At 65.9% G+C, this 15,255-nt stretch carries 19 protein-coding genes; 14 read left to right on the forward strand and 5 right to left on the reverse strand.

Going from position 1 to position 15,255, the window contains the following annotated elements:
• The first annotated feature begins 183 nt into the window (after positions 1 to 183).
• From ABT392_RS16315 to ABT392_RS16360, 10 genes are read left to right on the forward strand one after another with little or no spacing between them, the layout of a single operon-like run.
• Complete coding sequence (locus ABT392_RS16315; protein ID WP_395385269.1) at positions 184 to 1,101, forward strand: dihydrodipicolinate synthase family protein; 918 nt, start codon at positions 184 to 186, stop codon at positions 1,099 to 1,101.
• Positions 1,102 to 1,110: 9 nt separating this feature from the next.
• On the forward strand, positions 1,111 to 1,767 hold the full coding sequence (locus ABT392_RS16320; RefSeq protein WP_334278410.1) for a GntR family transcriptional regulator: 657 nt from the start codon (positions 1,111 to 1,113) through the stop codon (positions 1,765 to 1,767).
• A 6-nt stretch (positions 1,768 to 1,773) separates the two neighbouring features.
• Positions 1,774 to 2,709 (forward strand): 4-hydroxyproline epimerase, encoded by a 936-nt coding sequence (locus tag ABT392_RS16325; RefSeq protein ID WP_334278411.1) that lies wholly within the window; start codon positions 1,774 to 1,776, stop codon positions 2,707 to 2,709.
• A 23-nt stretch (positions 2,710 to 2,732) separates the two neighbouring features.
• On the forward strand, positions 2,733 to 3,824 hold the full coding sequence (locus tag ABT392_RS16330; protein WP_464970984.1) for an NAD(P)/FAD-dependent oxidoreductase: 1,092 nt from the start codon (positions 2,733 to 2,735) through the stop codon (positions 3,822 to 3,824).
• A complete protein-coding gene (locus ABT392_RS16335; RefSeq protein ID WP_395385267.1) occupies positions 3,821 to 4,057 on the forward strand; it encodes a (2Fe-2S)-binding protein in 237 nt (78 codons plus the stop codon). Before ABT392_RS16330 ends, ABT392_RS16335 begins: the two co-directional genes overlap by 4 nt.
• On the forward strand, positions 4,054 to 5,298 hold the full coding sequence (locus ABT392_RS16340; RefSeq protein WP_395385266.1) for an FAD-dependent oxidoreductase: 1,245 nt from the start codon (positions 4,054 to 4,056) through the stop codon (positions 5,296 to 5,298). Before ABT392_RS16335 ends, ABT392_RS16340 begins: the two co-directional genes overlap by 4 nt.
• Entirely contained in the window at positions 5,295 to 5,936 is a 642-nt protein-coding gene (gene trhA, locus ABT392_RS16345; protein WP_395385265.1) for a PAQR family membrane homeostasis protein TrhA, read from the forward strand. The genes ABT392_RS16340 and trhA overlap by 4 nt, the downstream gene beginning before the upstream one ends.
• Before the next feature lie 10 nt (positions 5,937 to 5,946).
• Positions 5,947 to 6,633, forward strand: coding sequence for an alpha/beta hydrolase (locus ABT392_RS16350; protein ID WP_395385264.1), 687 nt, complete (start codon positions 5,947 to 5,949; stop codon positions 6,631 to 6,633).
• Between the two features lie 10 nt (positions 6,634 to 6,643).
• Complete coding sequence (locus tag ABT392_RS16355) at positions 6,644 to 6,835, forward strand: hypothetical protein (RefSeq protein ID WP_395385263.1); 192 nt, start codon at positions 6,644 to 6,646, stop codon at positions 6,833 to 6,835.
• 18 nt (positions 6,836 to 6,853) lie between these two features.
• Positions 6,854 to 7,603: a hypothetical protein gene (locus ABT392_RS16360; protein ID WP_395385262.1), complete on the forward strand. Its 750-nt coding sequence runs from the start codon at positions 6,854 to 6,856 to the stop codon at positions 7,601 to 7,603.
• 8 nt (positions 7,604 to 7,611) lie between these two features.
• Here ABT392_RS16360 and ABT392_RS16365 read toward each other — a convergent pair whose 3' ends face one another.
• Genes ABT392_RS16365 through ABT392_RS16375 form a run of 3 tightly spaced genes read right to left on the reverse strand, consistent with a single transcriptional unit; the run spans position 7,612 to position 11,168 of the window.
• A complete protein-coding gene (locus ABT392_RS16365) occupies positions 7,612 to 8,337 on the reverse strand; it encodes an ABC transporter ATP-binding protein (RefSeq protein ID WP_334278418.1) in 726 nt (241 codons plus the stop codon).
• A gap of 1 nt (position 8,338) precedes the next feature.
• Positions 8,339 to 10,120 carry a branched-chain amino acid ABC transporter ATP-binding protein/permease gene (locus tag ABT392_RS16370; protein ID WP_395385261.1) on the reverse strand — a complete coding sequence of 594 codons (1,782 nt, stop codon included), beginning with the start codon at positions 10,118 to 10,120 and terminating at the stop codon, positions 8,339 to 8,341.
• A gap of 10 nt (positions 10,121 to 10,130) precedes the next feature.
• Positions 10,131 to 11,168, reverse strand: a complete 1,038-nt coding sequence (locus ABT392_RS16375) for a branched-chain amino acid ABC transporter permease (RefSeq protein ID WP_334278420.1) — start codon at positions 11,166 to 11,168, stop codon at positions 10,131 to 10,133.
• A gap of 146 nt (positions 11,169 to 11,314) precedes the next feature.
• On the opposite strand from ABT392_RS16375, the gene ABT392_RS16380 reads away from it, so the two are divergent.
• On the forward strand, positions 11,315 to 12,073 hold the full coding sequence (locus tag ABT392_RS16380) for an enoyl-CoA hydratase/isomerase family protein (RefSeq protein ID WP_334278421.1): 759 nt from the start codon (positions 11,315 to 11,317) through the stop codon (positions 12,071 to 12,073).
• Between the two features lie 112 nt (positions 12,074 to 12,185).
• Complete coding sequence (locus ABT392_RS16385) at positions 12,186 to 12,422, forward strand: hypothetical protein (protein WP_282824626.1); 237 nt, start codon at positions 12,186 to 12,188, stop codon at positions 12,420 to 12,422.
• A 38-nt stretch (positions 12,423 to 12,460) separates the two neighbouring features.
• Here ABT392_RS16385 and ABT392_RS16390 read toward each other — a convergent pair whose 3' ends face one another.
• On the reverse strand, positions 12,461 to 13,021 hold the full coding sequence (locus ABT392_RS16390; RefSeq protein WP_334278422.1) for a thymidine kinase: 561 nt from the start codon (positions 13,019 to 13,021) through the stop codon (positions 12,461 to 12,463).
• A 231-nt stretch (positions 13,022 to 13,252) separates the two neighbouring features.
• Here ABT392_RS16390 and ABT392_RS16395 point away from each other — a divergent pair, with 231 nt between their 5' ends.
• Positions 13,253 to 13,498, forward strand: coding sequence for a hypothetical protein (locus tag ABT392_RS16395; RefSeq protein WP_334278424.1), 246 nt, complete (start codon positions 13,253 to 13,255; stop codon positions 13,496 to 13,498).
• A 77-nt stretch (positions 13,499 to 13,575) separates the two neighbouring features.
• Here the strand turns inward: ABT392_RS16395 and ABT392_RS16400 are convergent, their stop codons facing one another.
• The gene (locus ABT392_RS16400; protein ID WP_395385260.1) at positions 13,576 to 14,622 is read right to left on the reverse strand and encodes an ornithine cyclodeaminase; all 1,047 of its coding nucleotides are present in this window, start codon (positions 14,620 to 14,622) and stop codon (positions 13,576 to 13,578) included.
• A 140-nt stretch (positions 14,623 to 14,762) separates the two neighbouring features.
• Here ABT392_RS16400 and ABT392_RS16405 point away from each other — a divergent pair, with 140 nt between their 5' ends.
• The gene (locus ABT392_RS16405) at positions 14,763 to 15,194 is read left to right on the forward strand and encodes an Lrp/AsnC family transcriptional regulator (RefSeq protein ID WP_334278426.1); all 432 of its coding nucleotides are present in this window, start codon (positions 14,763 to 14,765) and stop codon (positions 15,192 to 15,194) included.
• Positions 15,195 to 15,255: the final 61 nt, after the last annotated feature.

A 15,255-nucleotide genomic window follows, 5' to 3' on the forward strand; every position in this document is an offset into this window, starting at 1 on the left:
CTGCCATGCGCGGGCAGAAGAACGGCGGATTGTAAGCGTCCGACCGGTGCACCCCACCCCGGCACAAGCACCGAGGCACAAGCGCAGGGGTCGCGGCACTTGCCAGCGCGCCAGATGTGGTTGACAAGCGGCAAATGCAACAATATCCTTTAAGTATATTTGCAGAATACTTGGAGTCAAATGATGAACACCCCCCTGCCCCGCTGGACCGGCGTCTACCCGGCCGTCACCACCAAATTCCATGCCGACGAGTCGCTGGACATCGCCGAGATGGAGCGCCACTTTGATTTCCAGATCCGGGCCGGCGTGCACGGCCTGGTCACCTGCGGCTCGCTCGGCGAGGCCAGCACGTTGACGCTGGAAGAAAAGCTGGAGGTCGCCGCCACCGCGCTGCGCGTCTCCGAGGGCCGCGTGCCGGTGCTGGCCAATGTTTCGGAGCTGTCCACCCGCGAGGCACTGCGCTATGTGGAAGGCGCCGCCAAGATCGGCGTGAATGGCCTGATGCTGATGCCGGCGCTGCTCTACGGCGCCGACGCGGCCGAAGCCAAGGCCAATGTGCGCACGATTGCCGAGGCTGCCCAGTTGCCGGTGATGGTCTACAACAACCCGGTCTCCTACAAGGTGGACCTGAAGCCGGAAGACTTCGCCGAACTGGCCGACTGCCAATGGCTGGTCGCGATCAAGGAGTCCAGCGACAACATCCGCCGCATCACCGACCTGCGCAATGCCCTGGGCACGCGCTACCAGCTCTTCATCGGCGTGGACGACCTGGCCTTCGAAGGCCTGGCCCTCGGTTGCGACGGCCTGCTGGCCGGCCTGTGCGACGCCTTCCCGGCCGAGACCGTGGCGATTTACTACCTGATGCAGGCCAAGCGCTACGACGAAGCCCTGAAGCTCTACCAGTGGTTCATGCCGCTGCTGCACCTCGACGTGCATGCCAAGCTGGTGCAGAACATCAAGCTGGCCGAAGCCATGGCCGGCGTGGGCAACGAGCATGTGCGCCGCCCGCGCCTGCCGCTCAGCGGCGTCGAGCGCGAGCGGGTCACGGCCATCATCCAGAAGGCGCTGGACACCCGCCCAGAGCTGCCAGCCCTGCGATGATCCGCACCCATGACAGTTGACGCTCCCGAAGCAGACAAGCGCCGCGTGGCCGACCAGGCCTATGACGCCATCGAGGCCATGATTGCCACGCTGGTGCTGAGGCCGGGTGCGCCCATCGTCGAAGCCGAGCTGATTGAACGCACCGGCCTGGGCCGCACGCCCACGCGAGAGGCGCTGATGCGATTGGTGGCCAATGGCCTGATTGTCCAGCTGCCGCGGCGCGGCCTGCTGGTGAGCGACATCGCGCTGGCCGAGCATCTGGACCTGCTGGAAGCGCGCCGCGTGCTGGAGCGATTGATTGCCTCGACATCGGCTCGACGAGCAACGCCGCCGCAGAGGCAGGCCTTGCTCGAAGCAGCGGACGCGATGATGGCCACCGTGGCCGCCGACGATCTTGCCGCCTATATGCAGGCCGACCAGGGGCTGGACCGCATCAACCATGCTGCCTGCCGCAATCCATTTGCGGTCGCCGCGGTCGTGCCCATGGTGATCCAGTGCCGGCGCTTCTGGTACGCCTACCAGCACCAGGGCGATATCGGCGAGGGCGCGCGCGGCCATCTGGCGCTGGCGCAGGCGATTGCGGCCGGCCAGCCCGAAGCTGCCGCGCAGGCGGCCGACGCCTTGATCGACTACCTGCGCCGCTTCGCGCAGCAGGTGATTGAGTAAACAGCCATGACGACAAGATTCATCGATTCGCACACGGGGGGAGAGCCCACGCGACTGGTCATCGAGGGCGGTCCGGATCTTGGGCGAGGCACGATGGGCGAGCGCCTGGCCCGCTTTCGTGGCGAGCATGACCACTGGCGGCGCGCCCTGGTCAACGAGCCGCGCGGCTCGGAGGTGATCGTCGGCGCATTGCTGACCGAGCCGGCCGAGCCCGGCAGCACGGCCGGCGTGATCTTCTTCAACAACGTCGGCTACCTGGGCATGTGCGGTCACGGCAGCATCGGCCTGATCGCCACGCTGGCGCACCTGGGCCGCATCCGGCCGGGACAGCACCGCATCGATACGCCGGTCGGCACCATCACGGCCACACTGCATGAAGACGGCAGCGTCAGCATTGCCAATGTGCCGGCCTACCGGTATGCGAGCGATGTCGCAGTGGAGGTGCAAGGCCGCCGCGTGCATGGCGACATCGCCTACGGCGGCAACTGGTTCTTCCTCTGCGCCGACCATGGCATGACGCTGGAACTTGCGAACGTCGAGGCACTGACCGAATTCAGCTGGGCCTTGCGCGAGCAATTGCAGGCCCGCGGCATCACGGGTGCCGATGGTGCAGAGATCGATCACATCGAACTGACCGGCCCCGCCCTTGACGCGGCCAACAGTGGCCGCAACTTCGTGCTCTGCCCGGGCAAGGCCTACGACCGCTCGCCCTGCGGCACCGGCACCAGCGCCAAGCTGGCCTGCCTGGCGGCCGATGGCAAGCTGCAGCCTGCCGAGCTGTGGCGGCAGGAAAGCGTGATTGGCTCCGTGTTCGAGGCGAGCTGGCAGGCGGGTGTTGCCAAGGGCCAGGTCTTGCCCCTGATTCGCGGCCGCGCCCACGTGCAGCTGGACGCCACGCTGCTGTTCGACCCGAACGATCCCTTTGCCTGGGGCATCGTCTGAAAAGAACTGCCGACGTCCTGATCATCGGCGGCGGCATTCTCGGCGCCGCTTGTGCGCGGGAGTACCTGCGCCAGGGTCTGAGCGTCGCCGTCATCGAGCGCGGAGCCGTGGGTGCAGGCGCCACGGCTGCATCGATGGGCCACCTCCTGCGCGTCGATGCCGAAGGCGCTGCCGATCAGCACGAATACCAGCTGAGCCATCGCTCGATGCAGCTCTGGCAGGCCTGGCTCGATGAATCGCGCGACCATGTGGAAGCGGCCGAGCATCAGCGCTGCGGCACGCTGTGGATTGCTGCCGATGAAGAAGAGATGGCAGCCGCCGCGCGCAAACAGGCCTGGTTGCGGGCGCAAGGCCATGCTGCCGAGCTGCTCGATGCGCAGCAGCTTGCACGCACCGAGCCCTTGCTGCGGAGCGGACTCGCCGGCGCCTTGCGCGTGCCGGACGACTCGCGCGTCTACCCGCCGCGCATCGCCGCGCGCTGGCTTGACGGCGCTCACCTGATCCACGGCGAAGTCACGCATATCGATTCGCTAGGCTTGCAGCTCGCCGATGGCCGGCGACTCTGGGGCGCGCTCACCGTGCTTTGTGGCGGACTGAGCAGCCAGCGCTTCCTGCCAGCCGGAAGTCTGGTGCCGAAGAAGGGGCAACTGGCCATCACGCAGCGCCAGCCGCATGCGGTCCGGCATCAGCTGGTCGAGCTCGGCTACCTGAAGAATGCGCATCGCACCGACATCGATACCGCTTCCTTCAATGTGCAGCCGCGCCCCGGCGGGCAACTGCTGATCGGTTCTTCGCGGCAGCTGCATCGCGATGATGCCGGGCTGGACATGAGGATGCTGAGTCGCATGCTGGCCCACGCGACCGCCTTCATCCCGTCACTGAAAGACATGAGCCTGCTGCGCTGCTGGAGCGGCATCCGCCCGGCCAGCGCCGATGGCCAGCCGCTGATTGGCGCGCATCCGACCCTGCCTCGCGTCTGGACCGCCTGCGGCCACGAAGGCCTGGGCATCACCACCAGCCTGGCCAGTGCCGAGCTGGTCGCACAACTCAGCCTCGGCCAGGCGCCCCTGCTCGACCCGGCCCCCTACAGGCCCCAGCGCTTCATCAAACCATGAAGATCACGATCAACGGCCAGGTCCATGAGCTCGACGCCGGGCTCAGCGTTGCCGCTGCCCTGGCTCGCGTCGGTGTCGTCGCATTTCGTCATTCGCTGAACGGCGATGCGCGCGCGCCACTGTGCGGCATGGGCGTCTGCCAGGAATGCCGCGTGCGGATCGATGGTCGGGGCGAGCGCCTGGCCTGCATGACGCTGGTCAGCGAAGGCATGACGGTGGAGACCGGGCCATGAAGCGGCTGCAAGCCGATGTGCTGGTGGTCGGCGCCGGCCCCGCCGGCATGGCTGCCGTGCGCGCCTTGCTCAAGGCCGGCCGGCAAGTGATCTGGATCGACAAGCAGGACCGGCCCGGCGGACAGATCTGGCGGGGCGGGCCGCCGCCGGCCTGGCAGCACATGACCGATCTACCTGGCCTCACGCTGCTCGGCTCGCATGTGGTGATAGCCGCTGACGGACCGAGCGCGCTTGTGCTGCACGACACGGCGCAAGACCTGGCCCTGCGTGCCGAAGCGCCGCAATTGCTGCTCGCGACCGGCGCACGTGAGCGCATGCTGCCCTTCCCGGGCTGGACCCTACCCGGCGTCACTGGCGCAGGCGGCCTGCAAGCGCTGGTGAAGGGCGGTTGGCCGGTCGCGCGCAAGCGCGTGGTGCTCGCCGGTTCAGGCCCCTTGCTGCTCGCAGCCGCCGATACGTTGAAGGCCAGTGGCGGCCAGGTCCTGGCCGTTGTTGAGCAAGCGCGCCCGGTAGCGTTGGCCGGCTTTGCCGCGCGACTGCCCCTGGGCAAAGTGGCGCAGGCGCTGAACCTGCGCTGGCGGCTGCGCGGCACGCCCTACCTGCACGGCGCCTGGGTGCAGAAGGCTTATGGCGACGCAAGGCTTGAAGGCGTGAGCCTGAGCAATGGCCAGCAGCTCGCATGCGAGGCTCTGGGTATCGGCTTCGGCCTCCTGCCCAATACCGAACTGGCCGCGCTGCTGGGATGCGCGCTGCGCGATGGCGCCATCTCGGTCGATGTGCAAATGCAGACCTCCGTCAAAGGCATCTTTGCTGCCGGCGAATGCACGGGCATCGGTGGCGTAGAAAAATCAATGCTGGAAGGCGCGCGAGCAGCCCAGGCGATGCTTGGCCGCACCGCATCTCGCACCCGCCAGCATGCACAGGCGCTCGCCTTCGGCCGGGCGCTGCAAAGCAGCTTCGACTTGCGGCCGGAGCTCCTGAAGCTGGCCGACGCCCGCACCCTTGTCTGCCGATGCGAAGACGTCAACCTGGGCGAACTCAAGGGCTGCAGCAGCTGGCGCGATGCCAAGCTGCAAACCCGCTGCGGCATGGGCGCCTGCCAGGGCCGGGTCTGCGGCGGCATCGCCAACGAGCTTTTCGGCTGGCGCGATGCGCCGGGCCTGCCGCGGGCGCCCTTGCAGCCGGTGCCCATCCATGTCTTGCTGCAGCTCGATGAAGGATGTGGACAATCGGCGCCATGATAGCCGATCGTCCCCAAACCCTGGGCGAGGAAATCGCCAACTCGATCAGCCATGGCCTGGGCTTCGCGCTGGCCGTGGCAGCCCTGCCCATCCTGGTCTATTTCGCCGCACAGCAGGGCACGGCCGTGAACGTGGTGGCGGCCAGCGTGTTCGCCGGCACCATGATCCTGCTCTACCTGATCTCGGCGCTGTATCACGCCGTGCCGCCGGGCACGGCCAAGAAATGGCTGAACCGGCTGGACCATGCGGCCATCTATGTCTTCATCGCCGGCAGCTACACACCCTTCGCGCTGGGCGTGCTCAGCGGCGGCTGGGGCTGGACGCTGTTCGGCCTGACCTGGGCCATCGCCGCCGTGGGTGTGGCGGCCAAGCTGTTCAACCGCCTTCGCCATCCGCTGTGGTCCACCGGCCTTTATGTGGCCATGGGCTGGGTGGTGCTGATCGCCCTGAAGCCGCTGCTGGAGCGCATGCCCTCAGACGGCCTCTTCTGGCTAGTGGCCGGCGGCGTGGCCTATACGCTGGGTGCGGTCGTGTTCCTGCTCGACAACCGGGTGCGCTATGCGCATGCGGTGTGGCACCTCTTCGTGCTGGCTGGCAGCGTCTGCCACTTCTTCGCGGCCCTCTGGTACGCCATCTAAGCCTTTCGCAATGAACATCGATCTCATCGAACTGGAATCAGCACCGAACCCCAACGCCTGCATCATCGTCCTGCACGGTCTGGGCGCCGATGGCAACGACTTCGTGCCGATCTGCGAGGAGCTGGACCTTGGCGAGATCGGTGGCGTTCGTTTTGTCTTCCCGAGCGCGCCCGAGATGCCGGTGACGCTGAACGGCGGCTACCGCATGCGCGCCTGGTACGACATCTATGGCCCGCATCCACAGCCGCGCGAAGACGAGCAGGGCCTGCGCCGCTCGCAAGCGATTGTCAGTGCGCTGATCCAGCGCGAGGTGGACCGCGGCATACCGGCGGAGCGCATCGTCCTGATGGGCTTTTCGCAAGGCTGCGCCATGACCCTGATGGCCGGCCTGCGCCACCCGCAGCGCCTGGCAGGGCTGGTCTGCCTGTCCGGCTATCTGCCGCTGGCTTCAACAAGCGCCGCAGAGCGCAGTGCGGCCAATGCCGACACGCCGATCTTCATGGCCCACGGTGGCGCGGACGGCGTCGTGGTGATCGGCCGCGCCCAGGCCTCGCGCGAGCAGCTGGAAACGCTCGGCTACCAGGTCGATTGGCATGACTATCCGATCGAGCATTCGGTTTGTCTGGAAGAGGTCCAGGACCTGAGCGCCTGGCTGCAGCAGCTGCTTGGGCCACGGGCACAGGCGCCTGTGGCATAGTCAGCCCACGATGAAAGCGCTGAAGAGCCCCCTCGCCAAGCAGTTGCTCGCCGACCCGCGCGCCGCCGCAGAGTTGCGCGGCTATCTGGCGCGCAAGTCCACTGGGGCTGCATCCGGCCCGGCCGTGGTCATCGAAATCCGCAACGGGCAGGACCAGCAGGTCCGCGTCGTACAGCCCATCGTCGTTCCCAAAGCCGCCTGATTCCGCGCCCGCACCGCGATGAACATCGCCCTGCCCGCGCTGGTCGTCTTTGCGCTGCTGTTGCCCGGTTTCATCGCGCGCTCGCGCATCAAGCGGGCTGAGCGCAGTTCGCTCGACTATTCGCCGTTTGGCCAGATCGTCACCGAAGCGGTGCTCTGGGCTGGCGGCCTGCACCTGCTGTGGCTGGCACTTGCCGCCCTGTTCTTCGGTCGCCATGTGCAGCCAACGCTGCTGCTCGGGCTCGTGGTCAGCGACGCCGCCGCGCAAGCCCGCTCGATCAGCAATCTCGCCAGCGAGCTGTCCTGGATCGCCGCCTACTTCGGCAGCCTCTTTGCCTTTGCCTACGGGGCCCCGGCACTGATTCGCGCCGCCATCATCCGCTGGCGGCTGGACCGCGCGGGTGCGCCCTTGAGCCCCTTGCTGCGCTTCCACGCAGCGCCCTGGTACTACCTGCTCACCGGCGCTGATTTCCCGCCGGGCGAGGAACCGGACTGCATCGTCGTCAGCGCCATCGTCAACATCAGCGGCAGGCCCTGGATCTATATGGGCATCCTGGACGACTTCTTCCTCGACCCCGAGGGTCGCCTGGACCGCATGGTGCTGGAGAAAGTGATGCGCCGCCCGTTGGACGCAGACAAGCAGCCCAGCACGCAAGCCGACGAAGAGCTCGCGCGCTTCTATGTGGTGGACGGCGACTACTTCGTGCTGCGCTATGCCGAGACGGTGACGCTGAACGTCGAATACATCAAGCTGCGCCCGGCAGCCTGATTCGGCGCTCAATCCTTCTTCTTGCCCAGATAGGTTTCGACGACGCGTGCGTCGCCGGCCAGTTGGCTGGCCGGGCCTTCGAGGCCGATCTCGCCGGTTTCCAGCACATAGCCATAGTCGGCCACTTCCAGCGCGGCGCGGGCGTTCTGCTCGATCAGCAGGATGCTGACACCGGCATCGCGCAGGGCGGAGACGATGCGGAAGATCTCCTTCACGATCAGCGGCGCCAGACCGAGGCTGGGTTCATCCAGCATCAGCAGCTTGGGCTTGCTCATGAGCGCGCGCCCCACGGCCAGCATCTGGCGCTCGCCGCCCGAGAGCGTGCCTGCCATCTGCTTGCGACGTTCGAGCAGGCGCGGGAACAGCGCATAGACACGGTCCAGCTCGCCTCGCCAGGCGCGTTCGCCCATGCGCATCGGCCGCCAGCCGCCGAGCACGAGGTTGTCTTCTACCGTCATCGTGGTGAACAGCTCGCGCTTCTCCGGCACCAGGGCCAGGCCGCGCATCACGCGGGCTTCGAGGCCGAGATTGGAGATGTCTTCACCTTCGAACAAGACCTGACCCTTGTGCGGCAGCACGCCCATCAGCGCGTTCAAGGTGGTGGACTTGCCGGCGCCGTTCGGGCCGATCACGGTGACGACCGAGCCCTTGGCCAGCTTGAGATTGAGGCCGGAGAGCACTTCAGCGCGGCCGTAGCCGGCGTGCAGGTCAATCACTTGCAGCAAATCACGCATTTCAATGCTCCGTGCCAAGGTAGGCGGCCCTGACTTCCGGGCTGGCCTGCACTTCGGCGGGCGTGCCTTCGATCAGCTTGGTGCCGAACTCCATCACGACAATGCGGTCGGTCAGACCCATCACGAAGTCCATGTCGTGCTCGACCAGCAGGATCGACAGGCCTTCCTGCTTCAGCTGGCGCAGGACATGGCCCAGCGCCTGCTTCTCCTTGTGGCGCAGGCCGGCAGCGGGCTCGTCCAGCAGCAGCAAGGCGGGGTCGGTGCACAGTGCTCGCGCGATTTCCATCAGGCGCTGCGGGCCCAGGGCCAGGTTGCCAGCGAGTTCATGCATCTGCTCGGCCATGCCGATGCGACGCAGCTGCGTCTCTGCCTCCTTGAACAGGCGCTGCTCTTCCTGGCGATCAAGCCTGAGCATCGCACGCATCGAGCCACTGCTGCCGCGCAGATAGCCGCCCAGCGCCACGTTCTCGAGCACGGTCATGTCGGCAATCATCTTCACGTGCTGGAAGGTGCGCGACATGCCGCGCCGCGCGATCAGGCGGGAAGCGAGGCCGCTCACCGGCTGACCGCGGAAGCTCACCTGGCCGCTGGTGGAAGACAGCACGCCGCTGACGAGATTGAAGGTCGTGGACTTGCCCGCGCCATTGGGCCCGATCAGGCCGACGATCTGGCCGGCGCGGATCTGGAAGCTCACGTCGTTCACCGCGACCAGGCCGCCGAACTGCTTGCGCAGGCGGTCGACGTCGAGCAGCAGTTCACCCGGGGCCGGCTTGTCTCGCAAGGGCAGCGGCGCGGCGCCCTCCCAGTCGCGAGGCCGTGGCACAGCGGGCCACCAGCGGCGCAGGGCGGTCTCGATGAATGGCCACAGGCCCTTGGGCGCGTACTTCAGCATCAGCACCAGCACCACGCCCAGCACGATGATTTCGTAGTTGCCGCTGCTACCCAGCAAGGCCGGCAAGAGCTCCTTCAGCTGGTCTTCGATCAGCTTGACCACGCCGGCACCGACAAAGGCGCCCCACACCGTGCCCACGCCGCCCACGACGGCCATGAACAGATACTCGATGCCCATCTTCAAGGCGAAGGGGCTGGGGTTCACCGAGCGCTGAAACTGCGCGTACAGCCAGCCCGAAGTGGCAGCCAGTACAGCAGCCAGAACGAAGATCACGACCTTGTAGCGAAAGGTCGAAACGCCCATGGCCTCGGCCATCGTCGTGGCACCGTTGAGCGCGCGGATCGCGCGACCGGGGCGCGAGTCGAGCAGGTTCTTCACGCCCCAGGCGGCAAGCAGCGCAATCACCCAGATCAGGCCGTAAAGCGCGCGGCCGCCGCTCAAGTCCATGCCCAGGAGGCTCAGGCTCGGCAGGCCTTGCAGGCCGTCGTACTTGCCGAGGAACTCCATGTTGCCCATCGTGTAGTTCAGGCTCAGCGCCCAGGCGATGGTGGCGAGCGGCAGGTAGTGGCCCGACATGCGCAGCGTGAGCCAGGCCAGGATCAGAGCCACCACGATGGTGATGGCGATGCCGGCAACGAGCCCGACCCAGGGCGAGAGGCCCCAGCGCGTGCTGAGCACGGCCGTGGTGTAGGCGCCAAGGCCGACGAAGGCCGCCTGGCCAAAAGACGTGAGGCCGCCAACGCCGGTCAGCAAGACCAGGCCCAGGGACACCAGCGCGAACATGCCGATGTAGTTCAGCTGGGTGATCCAGAACTCGGGCACCGGCAGGAGGGGCAAAACGGCCAGCAGGAGCAGGCCTGCAGCAGGAAGAATCTTTCGCAACATCTGCATCGCTCGCTCTTCAATGCTCTTCGGAATGCGGGTCGCGCAAGGAGCGCCACAGCAGCACCGGCAGGATGGCGGTGAACACGATCACTTCCTTGAAGGCGCTTGCCCAGAAGGAGCTGAACGATTCGAGCAGGCCCACCAGCAAGGCGCCCAGCGCCGCGCCGGGGTAGCTGGACAAGCCCGCAAACACCGCCGCGACAAAGCCCTTCAAGCCGATGACGAAGCCGCTGTCATAGAAGATCGTCGTGGTCGGGCTGATCAGGAGGCCCGAGAGAGCGCCGATGAAAGCCGCCATCGTGAACGAGAGCCGCCCGGCCGCGCCGCTGGAAATTCCCATCAGACGTGCGCCCAGGCGATTGACTGCCGTGGCGCGCAAGGCCTTGCCGTAGAGGCTGCGCTCGAAGAACAGCCACAGCAGCACGATCAGCGCTGCGGACGCGCCAATGATGATCAGGGTCTGGCCCGACAAGAGCAGCGGGCCGGCATTGAAGTTCGCATCCCAGAAGCTCGGGTTGCGGCTGCCCTCGGCACCGAAGAACACCAGGCCGAAGCCGGTCAACGCGAAGTGCACGCCCACCGAAACGATCAGAAGCACCAGCACCGAAGCATCGGCCAGTTCTTCATAGGCCAGGCGATAGACCAGCGGGCCCATGGCGGTGACCAGCGCGAGCGTGATCACCGCCTGGCCAAGGAGGGGGAGTTGGCGCGGCCCGGCCCAGATGGCAAGCGCCGCTATCAGCACCGGTGCCGCCGCGCTGCGCAGGAGCTTCACCAGCAAGGCCGGCAAGGGCTGGCGTGAGCGCAGGCCACCAACACCATCCAGCACAGCCACCAACGCCGCCATGGCGAGCAGGAACCAGGCAGTGCCCGGCGTCTTGCCCATCTGGAAACCAGCCATGGTCAAGGCCCCATAGGCCACGAATTCGCCCTGCGGTATGAAAATCACCCGGGTCACGGCGAACACCAGCACCGTGGCCAGGGCCAGCAGCGCATAAATCGCCCCATTGGTGACGCCATCCAGCATCAGGATGCTTGCGATCGAGAAATCCATCAAAGCTCCGTCGGTCGGCCGTTTCGGCCTGTTTGCGACTCTACGCAAAATCCAAGGGATGACCCCTAGGTTCGGGCCCAATTGACAAAAGTCGTCCGACCGGTAGGTCGAAAATACCGCGCCGCAACAAGCCCTAGACTGCGACCATGCCTGACAAGACCCCTTCGCTGATCCTGGAAGGCCCGCTGGCCCGCATCGAACTGCGCCGCCCGCAGCAAGCCAATCGCCTGGAGTTGCAGGACCTGGATGTGTTCGCCAGCCACCTGACGCAAATCGAGGCCGACCCGGCGATCCGGGTGCTCCTGATCACTGGCCGAGGCAAGCATTTCTGCAGCGGCTTCAACATTGGCAGCGTGCCGGGTGTCGATGCAGGCGCCTTGTTCGAGCGTCTGGCCGATCAGCTGGAAGCCTGCCGCGCCGTCACGATCGCCGCGATCAACGGCGGCGTCTATGGCGGCGCGACCGACCTGGCGCTGGCCTGCGATTTCCGCCTGGGCGTGCACAGTTGCGAGATGTTCGTGCCGGCCAGCAAGCTGGGCTTGCACTTCTACCGGGGCGGGCTGGAGCGCTATGTGACCCGGCTGGGAATCAACACTGCCAAGCGTGTCTTGCTGGCCTGCGAGACGCTGGATGCGCAGCAAATGCTCGAATGCCAGTTCCTGGACCGCCTGCTGCCCGATGTGGCGACGCTGCTCGAAGCAGCCGATTTGCTGGCCCGGCAGCTCGGTGAATTGGCACCATTGGCGCTGCTCGGCATGAAGCAGCACCTGAACGCGATTGCGCGCGGAAAGCTCGATATAGCTGGGCTGCAGGCCGATATCGCCAAGGCCAACGCCTCTGCCGACCTGGCCGAAGGCGTGCGCGCCTGGCAGGCCAAACGCCTACCTCGTTTCGGCGGTTCTTGAGCCCTCCCCCATTCGGGTGAAAGCCCCGACTAGGGGCGACGCCCGCACATGGTGGAAAATACGGGTCTGGCGCTTTGCGCCGAAACCCCACAACACTAGACCCAGGACCAGCGTGGCCAAGGACAGTACCAAGACGACCATCGAAGCAGATGGTCTGCGCTATCGCTCGAAAGCACCCGGTTCGCCCTTCGCGGCAACCTCCTCGTTCGGCGCCGCGACCATGTCGTGTTTCCTGTGCGGCAAGCACCGCCCTCGCGCCATGCTCAAGTCCAAGAAGCTGCTCGGCAAGTCGCAGCCGGTGTGCTCGCCGTCGTGCAAAGAGCTCGACGCCCAGCTCAGCGCAAAGTAATCCATCAAGCAGCCCTAGCCTCCCGGCCGGGGCAGTTTTCAGCTCTGCCTGAAGCAGCGCCCGCACACCGACCGGTAGCGGGCATTGCCGCCGATCTCGACCTGCGCGCCCTGCGTGACCTTGCGGTTGCCGGCGTCCACGCGCATGTTCATCGTGGCCTTGCGGCCGCAGTCGCAGATCGTCTTCATTTCGTCCATCTCATCGGCCAGCGCCAGCAGCGTGGCCGAGCCTTCAAACAGTTCCCCCTGGAAGTCGGTGCGCAGGCCGTAGCAGATCGCCGGCGTGTTGCCGATATGGGCCAGCTGATGCAGCGCCCAGACCTGGGCCTTGGTCAGGAACTGCGCCTCGTCGATCAGGAAGCAGGCAATGCCAGGCTGCGCCGCATTCAAGGCCAGGAAGTCGGTGTCCTTGTCGAACACCTCGGCCTCCCGCTTCGGGCCCAATCGTGAAGTGATGAAGCCCACGCCATAGCGGTCATCCACACCGGAGGTGAACAGGCGTACCTGGTGGCCGCGCTCTTCGTAGTTGTGGGCCACCTGCAGAAGTGCAGTCGACTTGCCCGCATTCATGGCGGCATAGCGGAAAAACAGTTTGGCCATCGGGAGGGTGCGCTGGAACAAAAAGGGGAGATGAAGGCGAGCCGCGATTGTGCCGTCAGCCTTGGATTCATCGCCGGGCGCATGTCGCACAAATACCCCGGACAAACCCGCGACATCGGGCAAGCGAGCAGACAAATGTCACAGCTCGCGACCTACTATCGAATGGATGACGAGGGAACGCGTCTGGCCCGATGCCCACAAGGCACGGATCCTTGGAAGCCGAGCACAACAATGAGCAAAGACACCTACACCAGCGTGAGCAACGACGGGCTGCGTTACGAGTCCAAACTTGGCGGCTCGCCGTTCCTGGGCAGTGGCCATACCCGCTCCTGCTTCAAGTGCGGCAAGCACCGCCCGCCCAGCTCCTTGCAAAGCAAGCGCATCCTGGGTCGTACCGAAGTGGTGTGCAAGCCCAGTTGCGCCAAGCCCAAGCAGGAGAGCGAAGCGCCAGTGGCCGAGGCAGCTGTCGAAGCCTGAAGCCCGCAATTGAATAAGCCGCGACCAGATCGCGGCTTTTTTGCATGCGCCGTCTGGCGCGCCGATGCGCGCGCCGCTCAGGCCACGCGACGCAGTTGGGTTCGCCCGCCGCGGGTCAGCCGGAACAGGTCCTTCGGATCGTCTTCGGCCGGCGGCACCAGGGCCACGTCCTCACCGATTTTGCGGGCCAGCGCCAGCTTGTGCACATAGCTCAGAGCCGAGAAGTCTTCCAGCGCGAAGCCCACTGAATCGAACACCGTCACCTGCTGGGCGCTTTCGCGGCCGGCAGCGGCACCCGTCAACACCTGCCACAGTTCGGTGACCGGATGATCGGCCGGCAGCTGCTGGATGTCGCCTTCGATTCGGGTCTGCGGCTCGAACTCGACAAAGATCTTGCCGGCGCGCAGCACATCGGCATGCAGCTCGGTCTTGCCAGGGCAATCACCGCCGACACCGTTGATGTGCATGCCTGGCTCGATCATCTCGGGAGTGATGATGGTGGCTAGGGCCTTGTCGGCCGTCACCGTGGTGACGATGTCGGCGCCGCGCACGGCTTCGGCCATAGATTCACAGCGGATCAGGCGCAGGCCCGGGAAGGCTGACAGATTGCGCATCAGCTTGTCGGTGGCACGTGGGTCCACGTCGAACAGCCGGATTTCCTCGATGCCCAGCTGGCTGTGGAAGGCCAGGGCCTGGAACTCGCTTTGCGCGCCATTGCCGATCAAGGCCATCACGCGGGAGTCGGGCCGGGCCAGCGCCTTGGCGGCCATGGCCGAGGTGGCGGCGGTGCGCAGCGCGGTCGTGAGCGTCAGCTCGCAGAGCAGCTCCGGGTAGCCGGTAGCCACGTCAGCCAGTACGCCGAAGGCCATCACCGTGTACATGCCGCGCGCCGTATTGCTCGGGTGGCCGTTGACGTACTTGAATGCATAGCGGCGGCTGTCGGCCACCGGCATCAGTTCGATCACCCCGACGTCTGAGTGGCTGGCCACGCGTGGGGCCTTGTCAAATTCGCCCCAGCGGGCAAAGTCACTGCGAAGGGTGTCGGCCAGTTCGGCCATGAAGGTGGTGACGCCAACATCCTGAACCAGGCGGGACAGGGCGGGCACATCGATGAAACGGGTCATAGCGGAGTCTCCTTTGATGGGTGCCTCGCCGCTGCGTGCACCTCAAACTCGATTCTGAAGAGGCTCTCGGCCAACAAATAGCCAGAAACTTGTCAAATCGGCCAGCTAAACTGCTCACATTGCCACTCTTGGTTAGCACTATGACTGGTCTGGATGATGTGGACCGCGAGTTGATCGGCCTCTTGCGGGACGACGCGCGCATGCCAGTCTCCGCCCTGGCCAAGAAGCTGAAGGTGGCGCGCGGCACGGTGCAGAACCGCATGGCCCGGCTGGAGCGCGAGGGCGTGATCGTGGGCTACTCGGTGCGACTCAAGCCGCAAGCCGAGGGTCAGCGCATCCGCGCGCTCACCACCGTGGCCGTGGAAGGCAATCAGGCCAGCGAGGTGCTGCGTGCGTTGCGCGGCCATCCCAATGTGTTCGCTCTGCACACCACCAACGGCCGCTGGGACCTCGTGGCCGAACTGCGTGCCGACACGCTGGAAGACTTCGACCGCGTGCTGTCCAGCATCCGCCTGGTCGAGGGCATTGCACAGACCGAGACCAGCCTGCTCCTGTCAACACACAAGCTCTGACCCTGGCGCCGTAACCCGCTTGTTGCCCGCTCGCGGGTTAAACCGCATCGGCGCTTGTTAA

This window comes from Paucibacter sp. JuS9 (assembly GCF_044043925.2).
Classification (GTDB): Bacteria; Pseudomonadota; Gammaproteobacteria; order Burkholderiales; family Burkholderiaceae_C; genus JAUASW01.

Excerpts from the sequence above, each read along its gene's own strand:
- ABT392_RS16395 (WP_334278424.1), top strand. The coding sequence starts at position 13,253 with ATGAGCAAAGACACCTACACCAGCGTGAGCAACGACGGGCTGCGTTAC.
- ABT392_RS16350 (WP_395385264.1), top strand. The coding sequence starts at position 5,947 with ATGAACATCGATCTCATCGAACTGGAATCAGCACCGAACCCCAACGCC.
- ABT392_RS16335 (WP_395385267.1), top strand. The coding sequence starts at position 3,821 with ATGAAGATCACGATCAACGGCCAGGTCCATGAGCTCGACGCCGGGCTC.
- ABT392_RS16405 (WP_334278426.1), top strand. The coding sequence starts at position 14,763 with ATGACTGGTCTGGATGATGTGGACCGCGAGTTGATCGGCCTCTTGCGG.
- trhA (WP_395385265.1), top strand. The coding sequence starts at position 5,295 with ATGATAGCCGATCGTCCCCAAACCCTGGGCGAGGAAATCGCCAACTCG.
- ABT392_RS16315 (WP_395385269.1), top strand. The coding sequence starts at position 184 with ATGAACACCCCCCTGCCCCGCTGGACCGGCGTCTACCCGGCCGTCACC.
- ABT392_RS16325 (WP_334278411.1), top strand. The coding sequence starts at position 1,774 with ATGACGACAAGATTCATCGATTCGCACACGGGGGGAGAGCCCACGCGA.
- ABT392_RS16370 (WP_395385261.1), bottom strand. The coding sequence starts at position 10,120 with ATGCAGATGTTGCGAAAGATTCTTCCTGCTGCAGGCCTGCTCCTGCTG.
- ABT392_RS16320 (WP_334278410.1), top strand. The coding sequence starts at position 1,111 with ATGACAGTTGACGCTCCCGAAGCAGACAAGCGCCGCGTGGCCGACCAG.
- ABT392_RS16375 (WP_334278420.1), bottom strand. The coding sequence starts at position 11,168 with ATGGATTTCTCGATCGCAAGCATCCTGATGCTGGATGGCGTCACCAAT.
- ABT392_RS16380 (WP_334278421.1), top strand. The coding sequence starts at position 11,315 with ATGCCTGACAAGACCCCTTCGCTGATCCTGGAAGGCCCGCTGGCCCGC.
- ABT392_RS16360 (WP_395385262.1), top strand. The coding sequence starts at position 6,854 with ATGAACATCGCCCTGCCCGCGCTGGTCGTCTTTGCGCTGCTGTTGCCC.
- ABT392_RS16390 (WP_334278422.1), bottom strand. The coding sequence starts at position 13,021 with ATGGCCAAACTGTTTTTCCGCTATGCCGCCATGAATGCGGGCAAGTCG.
- ABT392_RS16355 (WP_395385263.1), top strand. The coding sequence starts at position 6,644 with ATGAAAGCGCTGAAGAGCCCCCTCGCCAAGCAGTTGCTCGCCGACCCG.
- ABT392_RS16400 (WP_395385260.1), bottom strand. The coding sequence starts at position 14,622 with ATGACCCGTTTCATCGATGTGCCCGCCCTGTCCCGCCTGGTTCAGGAT.
- ABT392_RS16340 (WP_395385266.1), top strand. The coding sequence starts at position 4,054 with ATGAAGCGGCTGCAAGCCGATGTGCTGGTGGTCGGCGCCGGCCCCGCC.
- ABT392_RS16365 (WP_334278418.1), bottom strand. The coding sequence starts at position 8,337 with ATGCGTGATTTGCTGCAAGTGATTGACCTGCACGCCGGCTACGGCCGC.